General features: G+C 38.4%; 12 protein-coding genes. 2 read left to right on the top strand and 10 right to left on the bottom strand.

Going from position 1 to position 20,528, the window contains the following annotated elements; translation table 11 throughout:
• Nucleotides 1-44: 44 nt before the first annotated feature.
• The 4 genes from BCL90_RS06160 to BCL90_RS06140 form a co-directional block, all read right to left on the bottom strand.
• Nucleotides 45-6,452, bottom strand: a complete 6,408-nt coding sequence (locus tag BCL90_RS06160) for a hypothetical protein (RefSeq protein WP_121283120.1) — start codon at nt 6,450-6,452, stop codon at nt 45-47.
• A 331-nt stretch (nt 6,453-6,783) separates the two neighbouring features.
• A complete protein-coding gene (locus BCL90_RS06150) occupies nt 6,784-8,073 on the bottom strand; it encodes a hypothetical protein (protein ID WP_121283118.1) in 1,290 nt (429 codons plus the stop codon).
• Nucleotides 8,074-8,078: 5 nt separating this feature from the next.
• A complete protein-coding gene (locus BCL90_RS06145; protein ID WP_121283117.1) occupies nt 8,079-8,441 on the bottom strand; it encodes a hypothetical protein in 363 nt (120 codons plus the stop codon).
• Nucleotides 8,442-9,615: 1,174 nt separating this feature from the next.
• Nucleotides 9,616-10,152 carry a hypothetical protein gene (locus BCL90_RS06140; RefSeq protein ID WP_121283116.1) on the bottom strand — a complete coding sequence of 179 codons (537 nt, stop codon included), beginning with the start codon at nt 10,150-10,152 and terminating at the stop codon, nt 9,616-9,618.
• Between the two features lie 203 nt (nt 10,153-10,355).
• Between BCL90_RS06140 and BCL90_RS06135 the strand changes: the two genes are divergently transcribed.
• Complete coding sequence (locus tag BCL90_RS06135) at nt 10,356-10,655, top strand: hypothetical protein (protein WP_121283115.1); 300 nt, start codon at nt 10,356-10,358, stop codon at nt 10,653-10,655.
• A 184-nt stretch (nt 10,656-10,839) separates the two neighbouring features.
• On the opposite strand, the gene BCL90_RS06130 is transcribed toward BCL90_RS06135, so the two are convergent.
• From BCL90_RS06130 to BCL90_RS06105, 6 genes are all read right to left on the bottom strand, one after another.
• Nucleotides 10,840-11,301: a hypothetical protein gene (locus BCL90_RS06130; RefSeq protein ID WP_121283114.1), complete on the bottom strand. Its 462-nt coding sequence runs from the start codon at nt 11,299-11,301 to the stop codon at nt 10,840-10,842.
• Between the two features lie 4 nt (nt 11,302-11,305).
• On the bottom strand, nt 11,306-14,647 hold the full coding sequence (locus BCL90_RS06125; RefSeq protein ID WP_121283113.1) for a hypothetical protein: 3,342 nt from the start codon (nt 14,645-14,647) through the stop codon (nt 11,306-11,308).
• Nucleotides 14,644-16,770 (bottom strand): hypothetical protein, encoded by a 2,127-nt coding sequence (locus BCL90_RS06120; RefSeq protein WP_121283112.1) that lies wholly within the window; start codon nt 16,768-16,770, stop codon nt 14,644-14,646. The genes BCL90_RS06125 and BCL90_RS06120 overlap by 4 nt, the downstream gene beginning before the upstream one ends.
• A gap of 50 nt (nt 16,771-16,820) precedes the next feature.
• The gene (locus tag BCL90_RS06115) at nt 16,821-18,446 is read right to left on the bottom strand and encodes a hypothetical protein (protein ID WP_121283111.1); all 1,626 of its coding nucleotides are present in this window, start codon (nt 18,444-18,446) and stop codon (nt 16,821-16,823) included.
• Nucleotides 18,447-18,584: 138 nt separating this feature from the next.
• Complete coding sequence (locus BCL90_RS06110; RefSeq protein ID WP_121283110.1) at nt 18,585-18,965, bottom strand: LytTR family DNA-binding domain-containing protein; 381 nt, start codon at nt 18,963-18,965, stop codon at nt 18,585-18,587.
• Nucleotides 18,966-19,255: 290 nt separating this feature from the next.
• Nucleotides 19,256-20,245 carry an SH3 domain-containing protein gene (locus tag BCL90_RS06105; protein ID WP_121283109.1) on the bottom strand — a complete coding sequence of 330 codons (990 nt, stop codon included), beginning with the start codon at nt 20,243-20,245 and terminating at the stop codon, nt 19,256-19,258.
• Between BCL90_RS06105 and BCL90_RS06100 the strand changes: the two genes are divergently transcribed.
• Entirely contained in the window at nt 20,244-20,501 is a 258-nt protein-coding gene (locus BCL90_RS06100) for a hypothetical protein (protein WP_121283108.1), read from the top strand. The two genes, BCL90_RS06105 and BCL90_RS06100, sit on opposite strands and share 2 nt — an antisense overlap.
• The last annotated feature ends 27 nt before the right edge of the window (nt 20,502-20,528 follow it).

Here is a 20,528-nt window from a genome sequence, read left to right as displayed (position 1 = left end):
AGTATTTTTATAAATTATTGTTCATGTTTTAATTCAGCAAACTGTTAAAGCGTTATTCGGATGATCGGCCCATTATAACTTTCAGAATCTGTTTCATAATCATTACCGTTAAATATTTTGTATTTAAAGTGTAACTGTGTATCGCCAACCGGCATATTTAATCCTGCATTGCTGATAAACACTGCTGAGGTATCCTGTGCATGGATATAAATAAATGCTTCTGGCGCCAGCACGGCTTGTCCCGAAGGGCTAAGCGATAAACCAACCGTATTATTTAAAGAATCAAGCGGTAGCTTTGGATTGTTAAAAGGTTCAGGGTTCCTGATCAATATACCCAATAAGCGTTTACCTGAATCCAAAGGATCAATATTGATTACCGGATGGATCACCGTGGTTTCAATCGGTTCGAGGTTTTTAATTGTCAAACCGCCATACACCAAACGATCGTACTTTGCCGCATACCTGATTACTTCAGCAGCGTCATTTTCAAGGTTATCATCAATCAGTTTTTTGATTGTCCCATCAATTTCGGCCTGTGTAAAACTTACCTTTAGTGGATAAACCGCATATTTTTCAGACCCAGTGGTACTGTTCAGCACATAACTTCCGGCCTGTTCTGCAAAGGTGCTGAAACGGGATGTTTTAAAGTTAAAACGGTGAATCTCCGCCCTTTGTTCTACCTCACCAAGCGGTTGATATACTGCGGTAAATAAAGCGGTATACAAACGGTTCGGCTCAAGGTTAGGGAAATGGTATGCCCCCTGTTTTTTACGCTTTTTAATACTTACAGGGTTTACATTGCAAGAATCTTCGAGCGCTGCGCGGTTCATGAAATACAGCAGCTGCTGATCGGGTGGTAATTTCATAAAGTTGGCATTGGTAATTTCCTCATCAGGCAATTGCTCCCAGATTAATTCGGGGCTTAAAATTGCGCCATAAGGATCCAGCAGCTGCAGCTGTAAAGTACTCTTAACGGTTGGCAGACCTAAATAACCATCCCAATCAGAGAACATGGCATTAAGATAAGGTTTAACAAACAACAGGCTTACTTTCGGATCATGGCAAAATACAGGTTTGCTTAAATCGTAACGGCTTTGTGCATCAGGGAAAGAACGTTCGTAATCAATGTAGTGCTTTAAATCAGCCAGTTTAAATGCAGCTGCTTTATCCTGTTCTTTCAGTGCTTTATAAATGGCATTTTTCTTTTGAAAGTGCCCAATCGGCCCAACGGTTTTAAAACCATAAATATGGTTCTTTTGTACGGCTGCGTCTGCATTTTCTTCTTCTTCTTCTGCATTCTCTTCTATCACATCGCGTATCACATCGCGTGTTTTAACCACAATGGCATAGGTTGTATCAGGGCGCCATACCGGCTGTATGGTTTTATTTAAGTTATTGCTTAACAATTCTGCCTCATCAATAAAACCGGTGGGGGTAATGTTATTTTCTTCCAGCCTGCGCTGTAATACTTCTGTTAAATAACTTAGCTGGTTTAGGTTGGTTATTTTAATTACCGGAGCAACAAAATCCAGTTCGGAAGGGATGGCTTCACTTGCTTTCAGCACTTTATCAATAAAAATATCGATGGTTCCGGCGCTACGGTTTACCGAGATCAAGATCTGTTTATATTGTTTTTCAGTCAGTTTACCAGTATCACAGTTCAATGTATATTTCTCTGAAGCACTTAATCCATAATGACCAAGATCCTGATAGGCGGTAAACCATATTTTGAATGATGGAACAGGCTGTTCGGCACCATAAATAGTATCTGCATTGCCAGGTGCATCCTGATACAGATGCAGTGCATAACCTTTTTTCTTACCTGTTGTAGGATCTTGCGTAACCCTTGAGAAAAGCGTACTTACACCTGCTTCAAAAGGATTAAAAACAGCAGTAACCTCGAAGGCAAAATTACCTTCTTCAACTTTTAATTCAGGCTCAAAAGGAATTAAAAGGGCATCGCTATTAGCGGTATAATCATAGGCCTGATGTAACTGCCACTCGTTGCTGCTGGTTTTTCCATAAAAACCATTTATCATACCGGGATTTCCGGCAACAAGGGCATTCTGGTTACCTACAATAGGCACACGGTTATCCAATGGCCACTGCCCCACAACCCCTACCGGGTTATTATATGCTTTAATTAATACTTCCGTTGCAGTAAAAGCCTTATTGTAAATGGTTGCGTAAACCAATGCTTTACCGGCATCAAACTCATGTCCATTTGGAAAAGCTGTAGTTGAAATGTAGCTTGCAGGTAAGTTAAAGTAACCACCCAATACAATATCACCTTCAAAATTTAACGGATACCTGCTTTCGAAATGGATCATCACTTCGTTAATGGGCTGGTTTAAATTGTTATAATTTAAACTGGTATTGCTTTCTGTATCGCCCAGATACTGCGTTAATACCTGCACATTATATTTTACCGTTTTTGGCACCAATATATCACCGAAGTTATGCCCCATATATTTTAGCGGGTTTATATCATAACCTATGCGGTACTGATGTTGTACATAATCAACACGGAGCGCATTGGCGTTGGCTCCAAAGTCGAGCGAAACGGTAGTCACGGCTTCGGGTAAAATTACACTTAAAGAACCGCCACTTTGGGCCAGCTGCAATACGGTATTACCAAAGCCTGCGTCGTTCTGTACCTGCCCTTCAATGTTGGTAAACCTAAAGGCAACGTTTTTAATGTAAAAGGTTTCGGCTGGCTGATACACTTTATTCAATGGCTGACCGATCCAGTTCACGACGTTAAGCTTAGATACATTTTCATAACAGAATAGATCTTTCCGCTGAAAGTTTAAAGCATCGAGATTGGCTGTAGAATTGCTCATGCCATTACTATAGCTAAACATATTCTGCGATAATACCCTGATCTTGTTGTACCGGTTAGGTTCGTTAAACTGCCAGTACGCATTATTCAATTTACTAAGGTCGATGGCTCCAGTACCTGTATTATCGGCACGGATAACGGTAACAGCTTCATAAATATTGTAGGGCTGCCAACTTCCGTTTTCGTTCCAGGCATAAATTTCGAGACCAAGCAACTGTAATTCGTGACGTACCTGACTACTGATTCCTTTTTGTGGTGGCAGCATTTCTATATAACCATCGGGCAATTGATTACCTGCCCCACCAATAAGTCCTGCCACTGGTTTTACCGGTTTTAATAAATCGATATCGATAAAACTATCTAATGGTATGGTTACATGCGTTAGCGCATTTTCGTCATTAAAGTTATACTGCCAACCGCCAGCCCCTGGCGCCGGAATATTTACCGAGCTCCCTGTAATTTCGTAATTTACATAGTTGATCGGGAAAGTTTCGCTTGAGAGCATGTTGGTTGCCGCAGCAGGCATATAGCCGGTTGCAGGATCGGGCAGGCTTAATATCTGTATCGGATCGAACAATGGTTCTCTATTGTTATTAAATTTCCAGCTTAGCGTTATTTTGATCCGGCCGAGTTTTCTTACCGGCCACGGCAAGCCTAAATCGAGCTCCAATGCACCATAAATGTTAAATGGATTTGGTGCCTCAAAACCTAAGGTTACGGTAATCGAAATATAAAACTTAAATCTCAGGATCCGGATATAGGCATAGCCACCCATTCTGATGTAACCGCCAATTTGTATCGGTTTAAAGCTAATGGAACCGCCCAGGTCAACGAAGGCACCAAAACCAAATTCTACAATACCGAAATTGGCCTTAAAATCGAATCTTGCCCCTGCCCCCGCTTTAATACCGCGTGATGAGATCATGAGATACGCATAACCCTGGAAGAGGGTAAGTATCCTCGCCCTGATCCTTTCACTTTCAGGTTGATCTTTACCTACATTAAGGTACCATCCCGAAGCATTGTTAAAAAAGAAAGCCAGTTCGAGCTTACCACTTAGGCTAAATATAGCACCATCAAAAGCGCCACCTTCAGGTAAGCGGTAATTTACACCTAAACTGGAAATAAAGGACTTATCATCTATAGCAATTAAAGCGCTGAACGGTGGATCTACATCTTTATTTAATCCAATACGTGAACGCAGCACTCCCGCCTGTCCCTGTAATAGAAACAGGTTGGGTAAGCCTAAATATAAAAAGAGCTTGGTAGAAAAGGTAAAACCATTATCAAAAGAGGTTGCAATAGATACCCCTGCCCCAACGGAATAGCCCGCTTTATCAGCAAATTTATCCAGTTCTATCCCCTCTCTGCCGGTAGTATTACTTTTAGCTTTATAGTATTCCCACCAACTGGCAGTATCTGGCAATGGAGGTTTGGTGGCCGATTTAGATGCAATATAATGCCTGCCAATGATTCCCCTGAAACCATATATACCCAGGCCTGTTGCCCCAAGCGGAATTGGGCCTGGCAGTTCCATACCAATATCGACGACAAAGGATGGCACACTCGGTGTTAAGGTCATGGCAGCAGAACCACTTAAACGGAGTTTCGGCATAGAGAAGCTAATGGAACCGGTGTATTCCGATCCGGCCTTAGAGTCACGAATGGCAGGATCGGGATTGCTCATGCTCAAATAACCGTTTAATATAAAAGCAGCTTTTTCTTTGCTTACATTACCCGGAATTGTGAGGTCGATCCCAATACCATCTATACTGGTAAAGCTATCAAAAGATTTATCGGTGTCGTTGTGATCGATGGTAAAGTAATATTTTATACCATTACCAGTGGCATTTACACCGGCATTACCGGTATTGATCATTCCATCAAAACCAAAGAAACGGTATTTACGTTCTATACCCTTTAACTGCCTGGTATAGGCACCAAAAGCAATCTGGCTAACTTCGAGGTTAACCGGACCAACTTTAAGTTTAAAGGCTTTCTGAATGACAAAACTGCCACCATCAAATTCAATTTCACCATCATCCCAGATTCTTAATTTCTGAATCTCGATATCTTTGGGCAATACCTGCCCTAAGCCTGGAATATCGGCTATAAAATCCAACGTTCCGGCTATCTGGATATAAAAACCACGGGCTTCTTTGCCAAGATTAAAACTTCTGATATTTAGGGTAAAAACATTCGGCAGTGTAATCGGCAATAAGCCTTGTTGTGGTTTGGCGGTAAGTTCAAAATCACCATTATCCTGAATGTGTACACGAATATCGATTATGGCCTGCTGCCCGGTAGTATCCTTAAAACCAGGAATGGTGAGTTTACCTGCAATATCGGATTCTACAATGGCACCTTTTTTAAAGGTGACTGAAAACAGGTTCAATTCTGCCTCGAACAAACCAAAGTCATGATATAAAGCGCCGTTAGATTCCAGTGAGATTTTACCCGAAACTCCACCGGTACCGATCAGCATGTCTTCACCAATTAAAGCAACGCTGGTTTTTGTGGTGCTTTGTTTGCCGAAACGGCTTAAACCAATAGTAGCCCTCTCTATATACAAGCCGGTAAAATCTGGTCCGTACCCTGCAGCATCTGCTTCAGCAATGTTCCTTTTTTTGCTTAGGTCGAGCTTGGCTTTTTTAATCCCGATAAACAGGTTTGTATTGCCTATTTGGGCATATTCGGGTACCAGATTACCTGCCAATTCTACATCAGCACCTATACCCGATTCAGTATCGGCATAAAACGTGGCCTCGCCAAAAGTAAACATTGAGGTTGGTTCCCCATCAATCAAAGCCCCATTTTCATTTACAGGTTTTAATATGTTCCGAGGAAATTCTATACCTGCCGATAATTTTAAAGTAGCCTTAAGTTTTGGCGTAATCAGCTGTTTAATATAATCTTCTATTCCATTTGGAACTAATCGGTTGTAAAATTGCTGTAACCGCTCACGGGTTTCGTTCTCTCCGGTATCTAAGATGTAAATACCAAACATCACTGCAGAAACACTTTTAGGAATATTTACCTCGTTGTTAATTAAGGCAACCACTGCATCAACCGTTGGCTCTTCATCTGGCGGAAGGCTTAAATTGGTTCCATAAACTACATTTACCGCATCGAGCAATTGCTCAAATTTGGTTTCGGTGTCATTATCTTCAACAAAATAATTCAGGATGTGTGCGATGACCTCATCTTCGGTAATTTTAAATATTTGAAGGCCCAGCTCATAAAATGCTTCCGGTGTGAAGGCGAAATTCTGAACTTTAAAAGAACGTAAAAAGGCCAGCATCTCCCATTGGTACTGTATGGAAATGGGGAAAGACGAGATATTCGAATCGCCATCCTCATCAGGATTAAGTACCAAACGTAAACCAAAAGGTAAATCGAGGCCAATGTTACTGGTTACAATATCTAAACTATAAAATGCCGAATCGCCGCGCTGACTTTTTGAATACTGAAGATTTTTATAATGAATCTTATCAAGCAAAAGGTTCAACCCATTTTCTGCAAAATGTAAAAATTCCGGCAGGTCATCTACCGTAATTACTTCCGATAGGGCTGGATAAAATCTTCTGGTTACAACTTGATTGGCTGGCATGTAATTAATTTTATGCTTCGGTTCTTAAAAATAGGCATGCCCTGTAATTTAGCCTACTCCAAAATGGATTACCAAGACCCGTTATTAACAAAAGCAACAACTAAAAATACAGCGAATACTACCCAAAAGAAAGGCGGCAAAGCATTGTTTAAGTATTCGCAAGCAACCGTTAAGTATTGGCACATTTTGACCCATTATTTAGAGTTTAGTCTTTAGTCCCTAGTCTGAAGTCCAGAGTCGATTAAACAAATAGCAATTCACCAATGATGAATTCGCCAATGACCAATTCACCAGTGAACTAATGAACCAATGGCTAATGAACTAACAAACCCTACCTATTTGTACCAATGCCAAACAATACTGTTAATGCGGCTACGAGGTTTCCGTTTTTGGTTACTGTTCCGTCGAAATTACGGCCGAAAGAGAAGATGATTTTTTGATTGTCTGATAAGGCATAATCGGCATTTGCCACTACCCGCCACGAAGGTTTTACAGTGGCTGATGATAAAATGCTCCGGTAAAGTGCCTCTGCACCTCCACCGAATTTATTCTTTGTAAAAACAAATCTCAGACCGGTATCGAAGGTAGAAATGTTACCAATGTTATTTTTTAGATTATCCAATGCAAATATTTCATCCGGATTATAAAGGTAACGGGCCAGCCCCAAAATAGAACTGCCGTTGGCCCAGTTGTAACCAAAGGTTGTCCATACGCCCGAGTTGAATATTTTAGAATTATCAAATCTTTTCTCCCTAAATTCTGTACTTAAACCACCGGCAATATCAACCGATAAACCTTCGCGGTTACCCGTAAAAGTTTTGGCTTCTTCCTGCAGATCGGCTTCCAGTTTCGACTGCTTAGCCAGCTCGGCCTGTATTTCTTTTTTAAAACCTTTGTTCAGTTCGCTTTTCTCCAATTCATTTTTAGCAAACTCACTGGAGGTATCTTCCATCATGGCTACCGCATGCGCTTTCTTTTCTTCTTCGGTTAAGTAAGGCAGGTGAGAAATTGAATCGAGCAGGTAAATATTTCTGATGCCCAGCAATTCGTAACGTGCCGATTTTCTTTTTTCTTCGAGGCCTATTTTATAGATCATCAGCAATGCCCGCTGTTTTTCATATATAGAATTTAATTTCTGTTTGGTTTCGGTATTGTATTGCGGCCTGATGATGGAAAATTTTAAACCCAGTGCACCATAAGTACTGGTTGGTTTAAAGTTATTAAAAGCCGAATCTGGATTGCGCAAGGCTAGCGACACCACAAAACTCTGCCTTAAATAATCTTTGAATTTAGTTGACTGTAAGCCGTTTTTACCTGTGGTACTAAAATCTGCCCCTTTATTACGGAACAGGTAAAAGGGTGCAATATCTATCGCATAACTGGAAGGAAGTTTAGTATAAGATGAAGTAGCTGACTGTAGCGAAAGCATAAAATCGCTTAAATCAGTCGGTTTTTCGATATCTGACACGGCGAAACCCAATAGTGCTGAAGCAGGCGAACTGGGTGCTTTAAGCAGGTCGAATTTAACCTGTTTAATCTCTTTATCGTCGTTTTTAGCTGCTTGTTGTGCGAAGGCTGTAGTACCAAATATGCTGAGGGCAATTAATATGAGATATTTCATAAGCGTTAAAATTGATAAAAAGTGATTTCTGCGGTATACACTGTAGAGGCACCGGGCTGTACTTCTTCTTCCATTTTATAACCCTTGGTTACAAAACCGCCTTCTAACAGCACGTATAAATCGGTGTGGTTATGATTTGGTGAAGTATCGGTAACCACGGTAATGATGTTTAGTTTTTTAAGGTGCAGGTTATCATTCTGCCCGATTACCTTTTGGTGCAGGTCGCCCTGATAATCTTTTAAAACCATGTCTTCATTAAGGGTAATCAAACTCGTGCCGGTTTGCTCAATGCCGCCAATAATGAGGCTTAATTTAATTTCTTCTGAACTTCTGTTCAGGATGTAGGTTTTTACAATATCGGTACTCATGGTAAGGGCTTATTTAGATTTAATGATCAAGCATTTAGCTTACTGCAAATTAATAAACCTAAGTTACGTTATTGTTAACGCTAATGAAATACCTAGTAATGGGGATTTTATAGGAATTTAGCTTAAAGTCTTTAAGTCCAGAGTCCTTAGTCCAAAGTCGATGATGCGGGTTTAAGAAATAGAAACACCAAATAGATACTGTCATTCTGAACGCAGTGAAGAAACCCTCAGCCCTAAGTCAAGCGTCGATGATGCGGGAGCTGGTAAATACCTTTTGACTATATTATCAATGACTGATACTAAAAATCGTCGTCTCGACTGGAGCAACGCGTAGTGTTCCAAAGGAATTTCTTCGGAGGAGAGATCTTTGGACTATATTTAAAAGATCTCTCCACTGCGGTCGAGATGACGATTTATCTTAACCTGTAATCCAACTCTTGTGGCACGCGTGCGCTATCCAGGGAAATACCTAGTATTAGGGATTTTATTAAAATTGGGAGCTTGCAGTTGGCCCCACATAAACCAATACATACTCGAAAAACACCTTAAACAATGAGCGTTAGTATTTAAACTAATAGGTTACAGATGCTTCGTACCTCAGCATGACAGTAGGTTTTTTTATCTATCGGTTGGTATCTCACTTACCGAAATTAAATGATATAACCATTAGTAACCACCCCGCCTTTTTTACTGTGTACACACATCTTTTTAAGAATAGTTTAGGCTTTTTGCTAACCGACTTTAATAAAGCACGGATTCTAACTAAGGACGCTGTCAATCCCAAGAGCCCGGAAAATCAAAAAACAGGTGCGGTTCAGGTAAACTGGCACTAACAAACCTGAAACGCAGTGGTTTTGTGTTCATAACGATGATTTAATTTTAAAAAATATTGAACACAAAACGAAGTGCCACTGTTTTTTGATGAGTATGGGATTGTGCAAAAGGCTCATTGCCGGATTGACGAAGCGCTTTGGGTACTTTGGCGCTCCAAAGTACCATGCCACCGCGGCATAGAGCGGCAAAAAAATTTATCTATCGGTTGGTATCTCACTTACCGAAATTAAATGATATAACCACTAGCAACCACCCCGCCCTTTGGGCACCCCTCCTAAATTAGGAGGGGAGTTTTCCCTCATAGCTGTATAAGTTAAATGGCCAATTAAAATTTGAACGTTTATGGTGTAGCTGCTAAACCGATAGTTTCATTATATTCATAACACTCAACAGACTTACACCAGGCATCGCATTCTGACAGCCAATCATAAATCATTTTATATGCGGCAGTAATTTCGGCAGAAAATTTTAAAGTTGCGCCTTCAAAATCATCCTCCTGAAAGATATAGGCATTTAATCCAACATATAATAGTTCAGAAAGATGCTCCACATCAAATTGGCCAACAGCCTGTAGGTGATAACTCAGGTTTACGGCATCATGCTGAAAGGTTTCTTCATTGGCTAAAAGTTTTGTTTTGGTAAGCAGGCTGATGATATTGTTTACATCATAAAGGGCGTTGGCAATGGTAATGGGTTTGTGTTTGCCAGAGCGCGGATCGGGCCCGATAGCTGCGCTAAGCATTTCAGTAAGGAATTGATTCACATCCGATAAACTAATCATATCGAAATAGGTTTCAATCAGTTTACGGAATTCTGTTACAGCTACTACCTGATTTGGGAGCTGTGTGTTTGGGTTTTTACAATTGTCGTTTAGCATAACATTGATAAAAAGATCCTGAGACGCTGCTAAACGACAATTAACTCTTTACAGAGAAAATATAGATGCGGGACTACCGCTCGTCTCAGGAATATTGTTAAAAATTGAATTGCTTACTTAATTGCTTCCCTTGTTAAGATTAGTAAAATATGTTAATTATCATTTAGCATAGGCAAGATAAATACAATAAATCAATCTACAAAATGTTTTTGCTCAGAAAACGCCTAAATGAAGGTAGTTCAGAACTTGCAGTTAACAGTTCTATCGGCGCAGTTAATAACATTATACTTGCAGTTGATAGGTTTATACCTGCCGATGACAGCATTATCAGCGCAGTTAACAACATTATACTTGCAGTTGATAGTTCTATACCTGCCGATGACAGCATTATCAGCGCAGTTAACAACATTATACTTGCAGTTGATAGTTCTATACTTGCAGTTCATAGTTCAGACGTTGCAGTCGACAGTTCAGGCTTTGCAGTCTGTCACCTCCTAAAATAGCTCAGTCCTTTGTCTCCGCTGTAATCTATTGCGCTGTAGCGTTGCCAAAACCAATCTTTATTTACATACAAAACCTGCAACAATAAATTATGGTTCAAAACAACATAGAAAAGCATTGGTTTTTAATTAAAAAAGGTCATAACTAAAAGCCATGACCTGATTAGAACTCTACAACAAGTCTATGTTAGTACTGATAATTAATATCCATGTTATAATTTGTAGAATCCCAAGTTCCTTGTAACATTTTTATAAGTGCGTCAAGAATCTTTATCAATTCAGACGTTGGAAATGGCTTTCTGCTGTATAATAATTTAAAATCCTCATCTTCGGTAGAAATCGATTGAAGCTCTGCTACAGAAATATATGTTCCTTTGTTTTGTATAATAATTATTAAATTTTGAAGGATTTGAATCATTTTTTGTTCTTCTGAAATCGAATTAATGTATTCAAATAATCCGATACTCATATATCCATGGGTGTAACCTTGAATGTCAACATTTAAGTCTTCTAATAATTCTTGTTTATTCGAAATATCATATTGATTCTTCGAAATTTCTTGTACTATGTAGCATAAAGCTAGTTGAATAAAATCTTCATGTATCCAAAATCCTTCACCTTTTTTGTAAGTAACAAAAGTATCCGCCATTTTTTTAATAATTTAGTTTAATAATCTGATCACTATATTGTGAAAAATGTGTAGTTAAAATATTATCAATATAATCCTTAAAATAATTAGGATTACTTTCTCCTATTGCTGCCGAGAGATTATCAAAATATTTATAATCAATGGCGACATAATCTAAAGGAGGCCTTCCCACCTTAGGATTGCTAATTTTATTAAAATGAGCATCAATTGAACCTAAAAAACCTTTAGGTTTTATATTTTGTTTATCTCCTAATCTTCCTAACCATTTGCTATAGGTTTGTTTGCCACTTATAAATAATTCCTCAATATTACTTTCGACTCCCATTGTATCATAACTTAAATCAGTAGTATCATCTATCAAATCACCCGCCTCATGCTCTAACGATGCTCTTAATTTTTTACTTACTTTTAATTCTAATTCAATATAGTTATCTACTTCATGAATTCTAATTGGCTTCCCTGTGCTTCCGTCTATGAATTTTGGAGGTAACATTTCTGTTCTCCTCACATTGAAATAATCGATATGATGTGTCGCTTCTTGAAATTTCATTAATCGCTCAATATAATCGTCTGGATTATCACGTATTGACCTAAACCCCTCATCTGAGGTATTACCATATCGCTTTAAAAAATCGAACAATTTTGTCTGGTTTTCCGTCTTAATCAGCGATTGAAATTTTTCAATGAAATTAGTTTCAATCCTATACTTTATAAAAGCTTCAAACGAGCCTGCATTATTTTTAAATTTATTGAAAAGATTAACATCACCAGCAATCTCTTTTATAATTTTCAGTCTTTTTACATCATTTATACTCTCTAAGGTTGTTCCAAACTCACCATAATAGCTCAAGAACCCATTAACAAAACTCGGGCTTGATATCACTTCGAGATTTTTAGCCTCGATAATATTGTTATTCTTCAAAAGTAGCCAATTATCTATTTTAGTATTAGCACTTTGATTTAGTTTTACCCACCCTTCCTCTGTAAGTTTACCAAAATCTTCAAAAAATAAGTATTTTTCATTATTATCCAACTGGTTAAATTTTGCAATAACATCGTCTATAATACCATTTGCGTTAATGGCATCAAGCCTAGCCTCCAAATTAGCAGCCAGCACAACCTGCTTACCTCGCAAAGTTGTAAGCAAATCGATTATGTTTTGCGGTACCCCGTGTGCCCCTGCGGGGAAATTTTCAATAATCTTTAATATCTTGTCAGCCTCTCTCACAGCTCTGATGCGGGCATAGATGGTAGCACCTATCGAAGTAAACATCAGGCCTATCATCCAACGCTGTATCGCTAAATGATGTGCTCTGGTAGCTTCATCATTGGCCTTTGTAGCTAAATAACCTTGGTAGCTACTAATTGTGCTAGCAGATACTGCGACGACCTGAGAAACCCCTTCCGCAGCTCGCCATATGGTTACCAATTCAGTTGGAGGAAGTATACCTCCTCTAATGGCCTGGCCTAGTTTTGTAATATATTTTAAGTATTTCAAATCGTTAAGGATCGAACCACCTCCCGTTGCAAAAAAAAGTGCAATTTCAAGCCCGACGTTGATGGCCAGTGCAATTCCAGCATCAAAATCTACCAATTCATCATACTCTTCAGCATAATGATAAAGAAATGCAGGCACCATACTTTCTTGCGGAAATTCTAGTTCAAAGTTAGTTTGATATCCAGTCAGTGTCATGGGATGATAGATATGAAAATAACCAAGGTCATTACTCTCGGAAAAGTTCTGATCATTTAATTTGTTTCCGTTTAAACTAAGCTTTAAACCTGTGATTCTACTGGTTATATGGATAGCTATATCCTGCATTTCAGTAAAATATTTTCTAGCATCTTTCAATTCTAAAAATTTTCCCTCTTGTATAACTCCTTTTGGAACATAAAATTCTAAAATATTGTTTTCATTGTATAGTTGATCATTTATCCTAAAATAGGATTGATCGTTTATTTCTTCAGCATCATGCGCTGTTCCTGTCGGAAAATAATTCCAGTTATATTTGGAAACCTTCCATAACTTGTAAACCGCATATGCATAGTACTTACGGTTGGTCTGTTCATCAACAAACCACTCGATAACAGGGTATCTTTCGATGCGGGCATCATCTAATAATTTGTAAATTACTTCAAAATTAATGTTTGTCCCGTTGGTGCGTTTTAACAAAAAATCCAGAAAATTATCAGCCCTGAAATTCTCAATTGATAATATCAGCCTTACCATATGCTGCTCATCCTCTTCAGAAACACGGCCATTTACAATATATGTCTGTAAAGAAAGAATTCTCAACGGATAAGGAACAAGTTTCAGAGCGCTTACTGGCAAAATATAGAGTAATTTTTCTAGTTTCTCTCTATCATCCAATGTTTTTAAAACTTCAAGCTCATTAAATGAGGTAAGGTAGAATTGGCTGAGGCTCTGAAAATAGTTATTAAATTCGTGATAAATTGGTTTTAAATAGCTTGCTGATTGAATAGAAACTACACTACCATGTTTGTAAATATACTCTGAATCTGCTAATGGGTCATAAAATTCGCCCCAGCTCCACAATAGATTAAACACCAAGATTTCCAAGGAATCAAGTTCGTTCGGATCTGGATCAGTTGCTGTACCAGAATTTGAATTCCCATATATCCTCCCTAATGAATTGCTTGTAATAATTTTGCGTAATATATCCTCAATTATAAAGTAGGTCTTATGTGCAGCCAGTGTAACGATTTTTTTGTATGTGGACTTATCCGTATTGCTGATCTGCCAGTTATCTACATTATCGCCATAATTCCATTCAAAAAAATAACCACTTGGCTTGTTCATCAAATTCTGATCAACAATCTGAGGTGGAACATTTGATGGAATATCAATTTTAAATCCTATTAAATTCGCATTTTCATCAAAAATTGCGCGCTTGTATTTTTTCAAGAAATTCGCACCCTCTGAATTCTCCAAAAAAAAAGTATATTTTTTCTCCTTGTAATAGTAATTAAAAGGTGCTCCAAAATCAGTTATTTCAACTGTAATTTCATCTTTTGATTTCACTTCAAATTCAGAAAAATCGAAAGCCTTGAGAAATCCAGGCTTGAAATTGATCGGTGGTGACTGATACCCCGCATTATACATTGACGCCATATAGAGTTGAAATTTGACTTCTGCGTAATATCCCTGTCTATTCGACTTACCTCTATCTTTAATATTAAAATCAATATTCTGAAGATATTTATAAGTAGACTGGTCATAAGTAAAGCCAATTAGAAATCCTTCTGTGTCAAATTTCAATTCAGTGAATTTATCATCTAAACGTACTGCCGTCCCATCAGTTCTTAATATTGTAACTTTTGTCATATCAACTCATTTATGAATGAAAACTGAGAATCTAATAATAGATCTGGCATATAATTACTGTATCTTTTCGAATAATGATATTTCCGGTCAATCGAATACACCATCACATCAGTTGCTGGCAGGTACAATTTCAGTTCGCCAGCAACTGTGTCTCCCACTATACCCGCTTTATATTTTTGATAGGTAATATTTTCGGCAGAGATTAATTCGTTTCCATCTTCGAAAAGATCAATCAGGAAAAGCCTGGCATTAATTAAGCTGTTTGTGGTGATTAGCGCTTTAAGCAAATCGTTTTCTACCTGGGTAAGCCCCAGGATAATTTTATTAGGTGTACTGCCATCTTTAGCCAATAATTGTAACCCATTAATAATTTCAGCACTATCGGTAAATGGCTGCAAACTATAATAAAAGGCATCAGGCAATTGGTAAGTTTTATTGCTGCCCACCGCACCCGAAACCGAAGGGTTGGATTTGGTATCGGGTGTAAGTGTTCCGGTTACCGAAAGTGCCGAGTTGAGTACATCAACGGCTTCGGTAATATAGGTTACGCGTTTTAACAACGGAGTAAGCGGATCATCGGTTTCAATTACATCGTTAATGTTTAAGGTTTGCAAGGCAGAAATACCCAGCTGGGTATTATTGTGATAATGGCTAATGAGTTTTACTTTTTGCGAAGAAAGCACCGCATAATCATTATCCTGTGCGGCTTTTAATAATGGTGTGGCATTAAGCTGATCGAATACATCATCAAAGAAATTGGGCAAGCCTAATATGTTGGTGGTTACATTCTGGTCATCGGTTTCCTGCCCTAAAATATAAGGATAAGCAGATCCTTGATAAATGAGGATATTAAAACTGGCTATATTTAGGCTGCCATTATCTCCGCCCACCGCAAGGTTGGCCAGTACAATGGTTTTGGTAAATAAACTGGGCGTACCATCAGTAGCGTTAGGGGCTTTTAAGCCTTCTGCATTAAAAAAGTTTTCTTTGGTGGCGTTAACCATGTTGGCTACCTGCCCATACAACATGCTATTGGCTCCATTATCGGTAACCAATTGCAAAAACAAGGAGTTGTTTGCGGTAGCAGGCGTGTGTGCAGCCTCATCTATGAGTAAAGGCCAGCCATTGGTTTGGTAAGCTTGTTCGTTTAAAGTAGTTTCTACCGTACCCAGTTTTAAGCTTTTGCTATCGGTACTGTTAATTAAATAGTTGCCATAAAAATTGTACGAACGGCAGCGGTCGCTTTGGATATAGAGGTAAAGTTTGTTTTTGGTACTAAACTTACTTACTGCAGCAGTGTATATGGCTTCGCCCTTGGTAGCAGTACCGTTAATGTTAACCGAGCCGTTGCCACAATGAAAACCATAAAAAGCCGCAACATCTAAAAACTGTGTAATTTGCTCTTTCACCAATTTCTTTTGAAATTCGTCGGTAATGGTTACCAGGCTGATGCTTGCTCCTGCTGCCCTGGCATAATTAAGGTCGAAATTAAATTCGGCATTGGGGGCAGGTAATTGGTAGTCGCCATAATTAAGCACTACATCAATGCCACATTCGCCGGCAATAAAATGCCCCAAGGAGGTACCTTTGGCTACCATGGGCAGTTCGAAAGCAGTCTCCGCTTTTTCTACAAACTGGCCGGCATTATCTACATATTCAGAATCTTTAAAAAAAAACTGGTCGAGTGGTAAATTTGCCGCCTGCTGTGTAGGATCGAAACCAATATATTTCGCCAGGAAGGGCGGTACATTTTCATTTTTGTAAAAACCTGCAAAACTCTTATTGATACCTTTAATAAAGCCTGATACTTCGCTGCCATCGGCCAATACATTTTCGCCGCTAAAGAAATCGCTCTTTTTTAATCCGCGGTAAATAAAATAACGGATATTAAGCCCGTTAATGGGCTGCTCGTAAGGCCGCAATATTAAGTTTACCACCTCACCACCTTGTGGCTGTACCAATACCACACCTTTACATATAGCAAAAGCCTGTGCACCGGTACTGGTAAATTTGGCCGTAAGGTTAAACTCGTTTTCGGAGACGGGACCAAAGGCCTGCGCGGCCGATTGGGTAATGGTGGCAGGATCGGTAAAAAAGTGTGATGTCGGAATAAATGGAGTCATGCTTAAAAATATCTTGGCAAGCTGTACAATTTAATTTGTGGTATTTTGCTCTACAAACTGCTATTATTTATATTAAGCGTGGCGGTTTTGGTTGTTTTATTATATACCAGGCTTCCTAATTTAAAGTAATTGGATAGCATACCACTCTTGCTATGTTTCATTGTGTTTAACGCAATCGTATCGTTAGAAACCTGGACTCCACCATCATTAACGAAGTTGGTGTCTACTAGTTGCATTGTACCCCCTTTATAGGTTACCAGTTCAATGCTAAAATCGCCTGTCTCAACTGGATCGTACCATATCGCATACAGACCAACCTGTATGATATTTGTAGAATTTTGTTGTGCAGACACAAATTTCTTCATACCAATGAGTACGGCCTCGATACCCGACAGCCCCCGGTTATCAGATGCCCACCAGAGATAAGCATCGCTTGGTGGAACCGTATCGTGGGGAACCGTACGGTTCTGTCCGCCAAAGCCGACATACATGCCATCGAAAGGCGTTCCGGTCTGTTCAAAACCAACGAATATATCCAGGTCCTTCCCCGCACCTTGCAGCCAATGATAGCGGACAGCCATATAGTCAAAATCAGGTATAATGATCTGCTCAGCAGTAAAAGTTAAGGTATCACTTGGAAAATTATAGTTGAAGCGGATAATGTTCCGCAAATTTTCTTCTAAATAACTTCCATTAGCACCTTTTGCTACATAGGTAGTAAAGTTGGTGTAGTGATTTGTATTACCGCCAACTACATCCGGAACATAACTACCAGTACCACCAGACATAATCATTTTAGCTTCTTTGGTTTTTAAGCTGAAAGCTCCGCTTAAGCTTTGATCTGCCGCACCACGGCCTTTAATGTAAAATACAAAATCGGTTGTATTCGGATATTGTGTTATCAGTTTAGCTAAGTTAAACTCAAAGCGCCAGTTGGTGGCTGATCCCGGTATCAGGTCTGATGCCAGCATATAGGCGTTTTCAGCAATTACTGATACAGGTAAAAAGTTATTTCCGGTATAAACAGGCTGGTGGTTAACGGTTACTTCGGGATTATCGATCAAACCAATTACATTCAGACTGGTATCATTGAATAAATCTACTACCAGAACAGCAGAATTAAACTGAGTAGTATTTTTAACGGTTACCTCTTTAGTGACCGGATTACCTGTAACCGGAGTAGCAGTAATGGTAAGGGTTTCATCGCTGAAACTGCCTTCATTTTTAATGGTTGTTAATACATTGCCATTAAAACTAGCTCCTCCGTTAATTGTAAAAGTATATTTACTAGTTAGATCTTCTACAGTGTTATCTGATAATTGCTGTAAAACGAGGTAGGTACCTGATTCGCCTTCGTTGATAAAATCAGGTCCCTGAATAATGATTGCAAGAGGTGCTTTGCAGGTATAAAAAGAATGGCTTTTTATACCCGACCAGCCTTCGCTGCTTAACACCCTTACCCCTACTTTATGACCGCCGCAATATACTTTGCCTGTAAAGCCGGCATTACGCTCGTCTATTACGAGGGTATCGTTTAAATACCATTCGTATGCTAATATATTCTGTTGATCAGCAGGGTTACTAAAATCAACCTGAAAGCTAATATTATTGTCGCTAAAATATACTTCACCACTTAAGGTAAACGGTGGTCCATACAGGCAAAAATGATCGGGCATCGGTTTCTGGATTAACTTTACATTTTTAAGCTTTTTCGCTTAAAGTAATAGTTAAAAATAGATCGAATTGTACCCAAACCGAAATGCAAAAAGCAACGTTTAAGTATTCTACGCTAACCGTTAAGTATTGATATATTTCTAGCCATTATCCGCATCTGTTAAATTAATTTTAGGATGGATGGAATCGCTGATGAGTTCCATTAAATTTTTAAGGGAAATGGTAAAAGGAACAATAATGCGGTCTAAAAGGTAAAGATTCTTGTTTTTCCGGTCGATCTTATTTACAAAAGCCTTATTAATGAGATAGGTTTGGCTGATCCGGATAAACTGGTTGGAAGAAAGCTGCACGCAGATTTTGGATAATGATTTGGCTAGTGTGTGCTTTTGTCCATTATGCAGGTTAATATGGGTATAACATCCATCGGATTGGCAGAAAACAATTTCATCAAACTGTACAACATGAATGTAATCACTGTTTGAGATAATTAGTTTTTTGGCTTGTGCTTGTGTAGAGAGCATAGAGTGTGATCAATTATAGGTTTTCATTATGTGTGTCATTTGTAAAAATCGGTTATAAGAATAGCGCACAAGTAACATCATGGGCCGTTTAAGCCATGGATAAACATCACTGTTTAATATGTTGATGACTAATTTTAAAAACCAAAAGGTAGTTGTAAGTTAATAGAAACCAACTTACAACGAGACTAAAACTGAACTATTAAATATTGCTTAAAACAAAACAGTTAAAGTGAGCAATAAATAATACCATGTGTAATATTAATAATCAGTCTTATTTTTAAATTCTTAATCTACCTCATTATAGTTAAAAACTCTTTTTTGACCCATTTATTATCTGCTGAAATTTTAAACCAGTTATTTTCTTCTTCGATTACGAATACTTCCTGGTTTTTAGATAATGAACCAACTTTGGGATAGTTGGTACCTGGGCCACTGCGCACGTTTAGCGCATTGGTATTTATGGTATAGCGTTTTACATCTTTTGTATAAGAGGCATTTACCCAGTTATTGGTAGAAGAAGATATTTTATACCAGCCGTTTTTAATTTCGTAAACCCTGAGGATAGCCCCCAAAGTAGCTGCATCCATACCTTTTACTTTATTGCTTTGGATATTCGCCTCCTCTCTTATATTTAAGGTATCGGCAGTAACATAAACATATTTTAATACGGAAACATTTGTTGAGGGAGCAACAGTGCCTAATATATTGGTAACAAGCGGCAAAAAGTTTTTTTCACAATCGGCTACTTTGTTGCCTCCAAAGAAATTTGTACCCGGGCAGGTTTTATTGTTTTTAGTGCCGTTATTGCGTTCACCCGTAGAGAGGTTAAACCAATGATGGTAAACAATTTTATTGCTATTAACCGGGATGTTAAATTTTTTACATAAAGCTGCTGTAATTCTTACAATGGTTTCTTTGTGGGCAGCTGTCATGGTATCTTTACCTAAATCAAAATTACCAAGGTTTTCTATACAGATGGCATTAGCATTAAAACCAAAAATACATGCGGGCGTTTGTTCCAAACTCCTCCCGGTTAAAATACTGCCATCAGGAAAGGTTGTAAAATGCTGTCCAATATCCATCCAACCATTATTGTTAACATGATAATTTTTCATGGCCAACTGCAACTCAAAATGATTATCATTTTTAAAAGAGATGTAACTCGGGTTCCAGGTATGGTGTTGTTGAATATATAAAATCGTTTTGGCCACTTTTAAGTTGGCGATCCATTGTTCAAATTCGGAGATACTAAGTTTGGTAAAGCCTGATTTAGAGGTCATGACAGCGTTTTTTTTTGTTATTTTTTCAAGGCAATTAACCTATTTAAAAGAGGATTTAAACGGTGATAAATACCAAAAGAAAATTACAGTTTTTTTTTGGCAAAAGATAATATTATTTTTCAACGAATTATTTTATGACCTTATTACAATAAGAAACGTAAAGCTTGAAGTTAAGGACTTAGTATACGACATTGCCGAAAAATTGTTTGATCGAGGAATGAGAAATGTAAGATGGAAAAGGGATCATGGAAAATAATAACCAATGATCAGTTTGCAATAACCA

Origin of the sequence: Pedobacter alluvionis (assembly GCF_003664035.1) — a bacterium.
Classification (GTDB): domain Bacteria; phylum Bacteroidota; class Bacteroidia; order Sphingobacteriales; family Sphingobacteriaceae; genus Pedobacter; species Pedobacter alluvionis.
The sequence above is the reverse complement of the archived record's forward strand: the minus strand, read 5'-3'. Positions and strand labels throughout refer to the sequence as shown.

Excerpts from the sequence above, each read along its gene's own strand:
- BCL90_RS06105 (WP_121283109.1), bottom strand. The coding sequence starts at position 20,245 with ATGACCTCTAAATCAGGCTTTACCAAACTTAGTATCTCCGAATTTGAA.
- BCL90_RS06130 (WP_121283114.1), bottom strand. The coding sequence starts at position 11,301 with ATGGCGGATACTTTTGTTACTTACAAAAAAGGTGAAGGATTTTGGATA.
- BCL90_RS06125 (WP_121283113.1), bottom strand. The coding sequence starts at position 14,647 with ATGACAAAAGTTACAATATTAAGAACTGATGGGACGGCAGTACGTTTA.
- BCL90_RS06145 (WP_121283117.1), bottom strand. The coding sequence starts at position 8,441 with ATGAGTACCGATATTGTAAAAACCTACATCCTGAACAGAAGTTCAGAA.
- BCL90_RS06150 (WP_121283118.1), bottom strand. The coding sequence starts at position 8,073 with ATGAAATATCTCATATTAATTGCCCTCAGCATATTTGGTACTACAGCC.
- BCL90_RS06135 (WP_121283115.1), top strand. The coding sequence starts at position 10,356 with ATGTTTTTGCTCAGAAAACGCCTAAATGAAGGTAGTTCAGAACTTGCA.
- BCL90_RS06140 (WP_121283116.1), bottom strand. The coding sequence starts at position 10,152 with ATGCTAAACGACAATTGTAAAAACCCAAACACACAGCTCCCAAATCAG.
- BCL90_RS06115 (WP_121283111.1), bottom strand. The coding sequence starts at position 18,446 with ATGCCCGATCATTTTTGCCTGTATGGACCACCGTTTACCTTAAGTGGT.
- BCL90_RS06120 (WP_121283112.1), bottom strand. The coding sequence starts at position 16,770 with ATGACTCCATTTATTCCGACATCACACTTTTTTACCGATCCTGCCACC.
- BCL90_RS06100 (WP_121283108.1), top strand. The coding sequence starts at position 20,244 with ATGACAGCGTTTTTTTTTGTTATTTTTTCAAGGCAATTAACCTATTTA.
- BCL90_RS06110 (WP_121283110.1), bottom strand. The coding sequence starts at position 18,965 with ATGCTCTCTACACAAGCACAAGCCAAAAAACTAATTATCTCAAACAGT.
- BCL90_RS06160 (WP_121283120.1), bottom strand. The coding sequence starts at position 6,452 with ATGCCAGCCAATCAAGTTGTAACCAGAAGATTTTATCCAGCCCTATCG.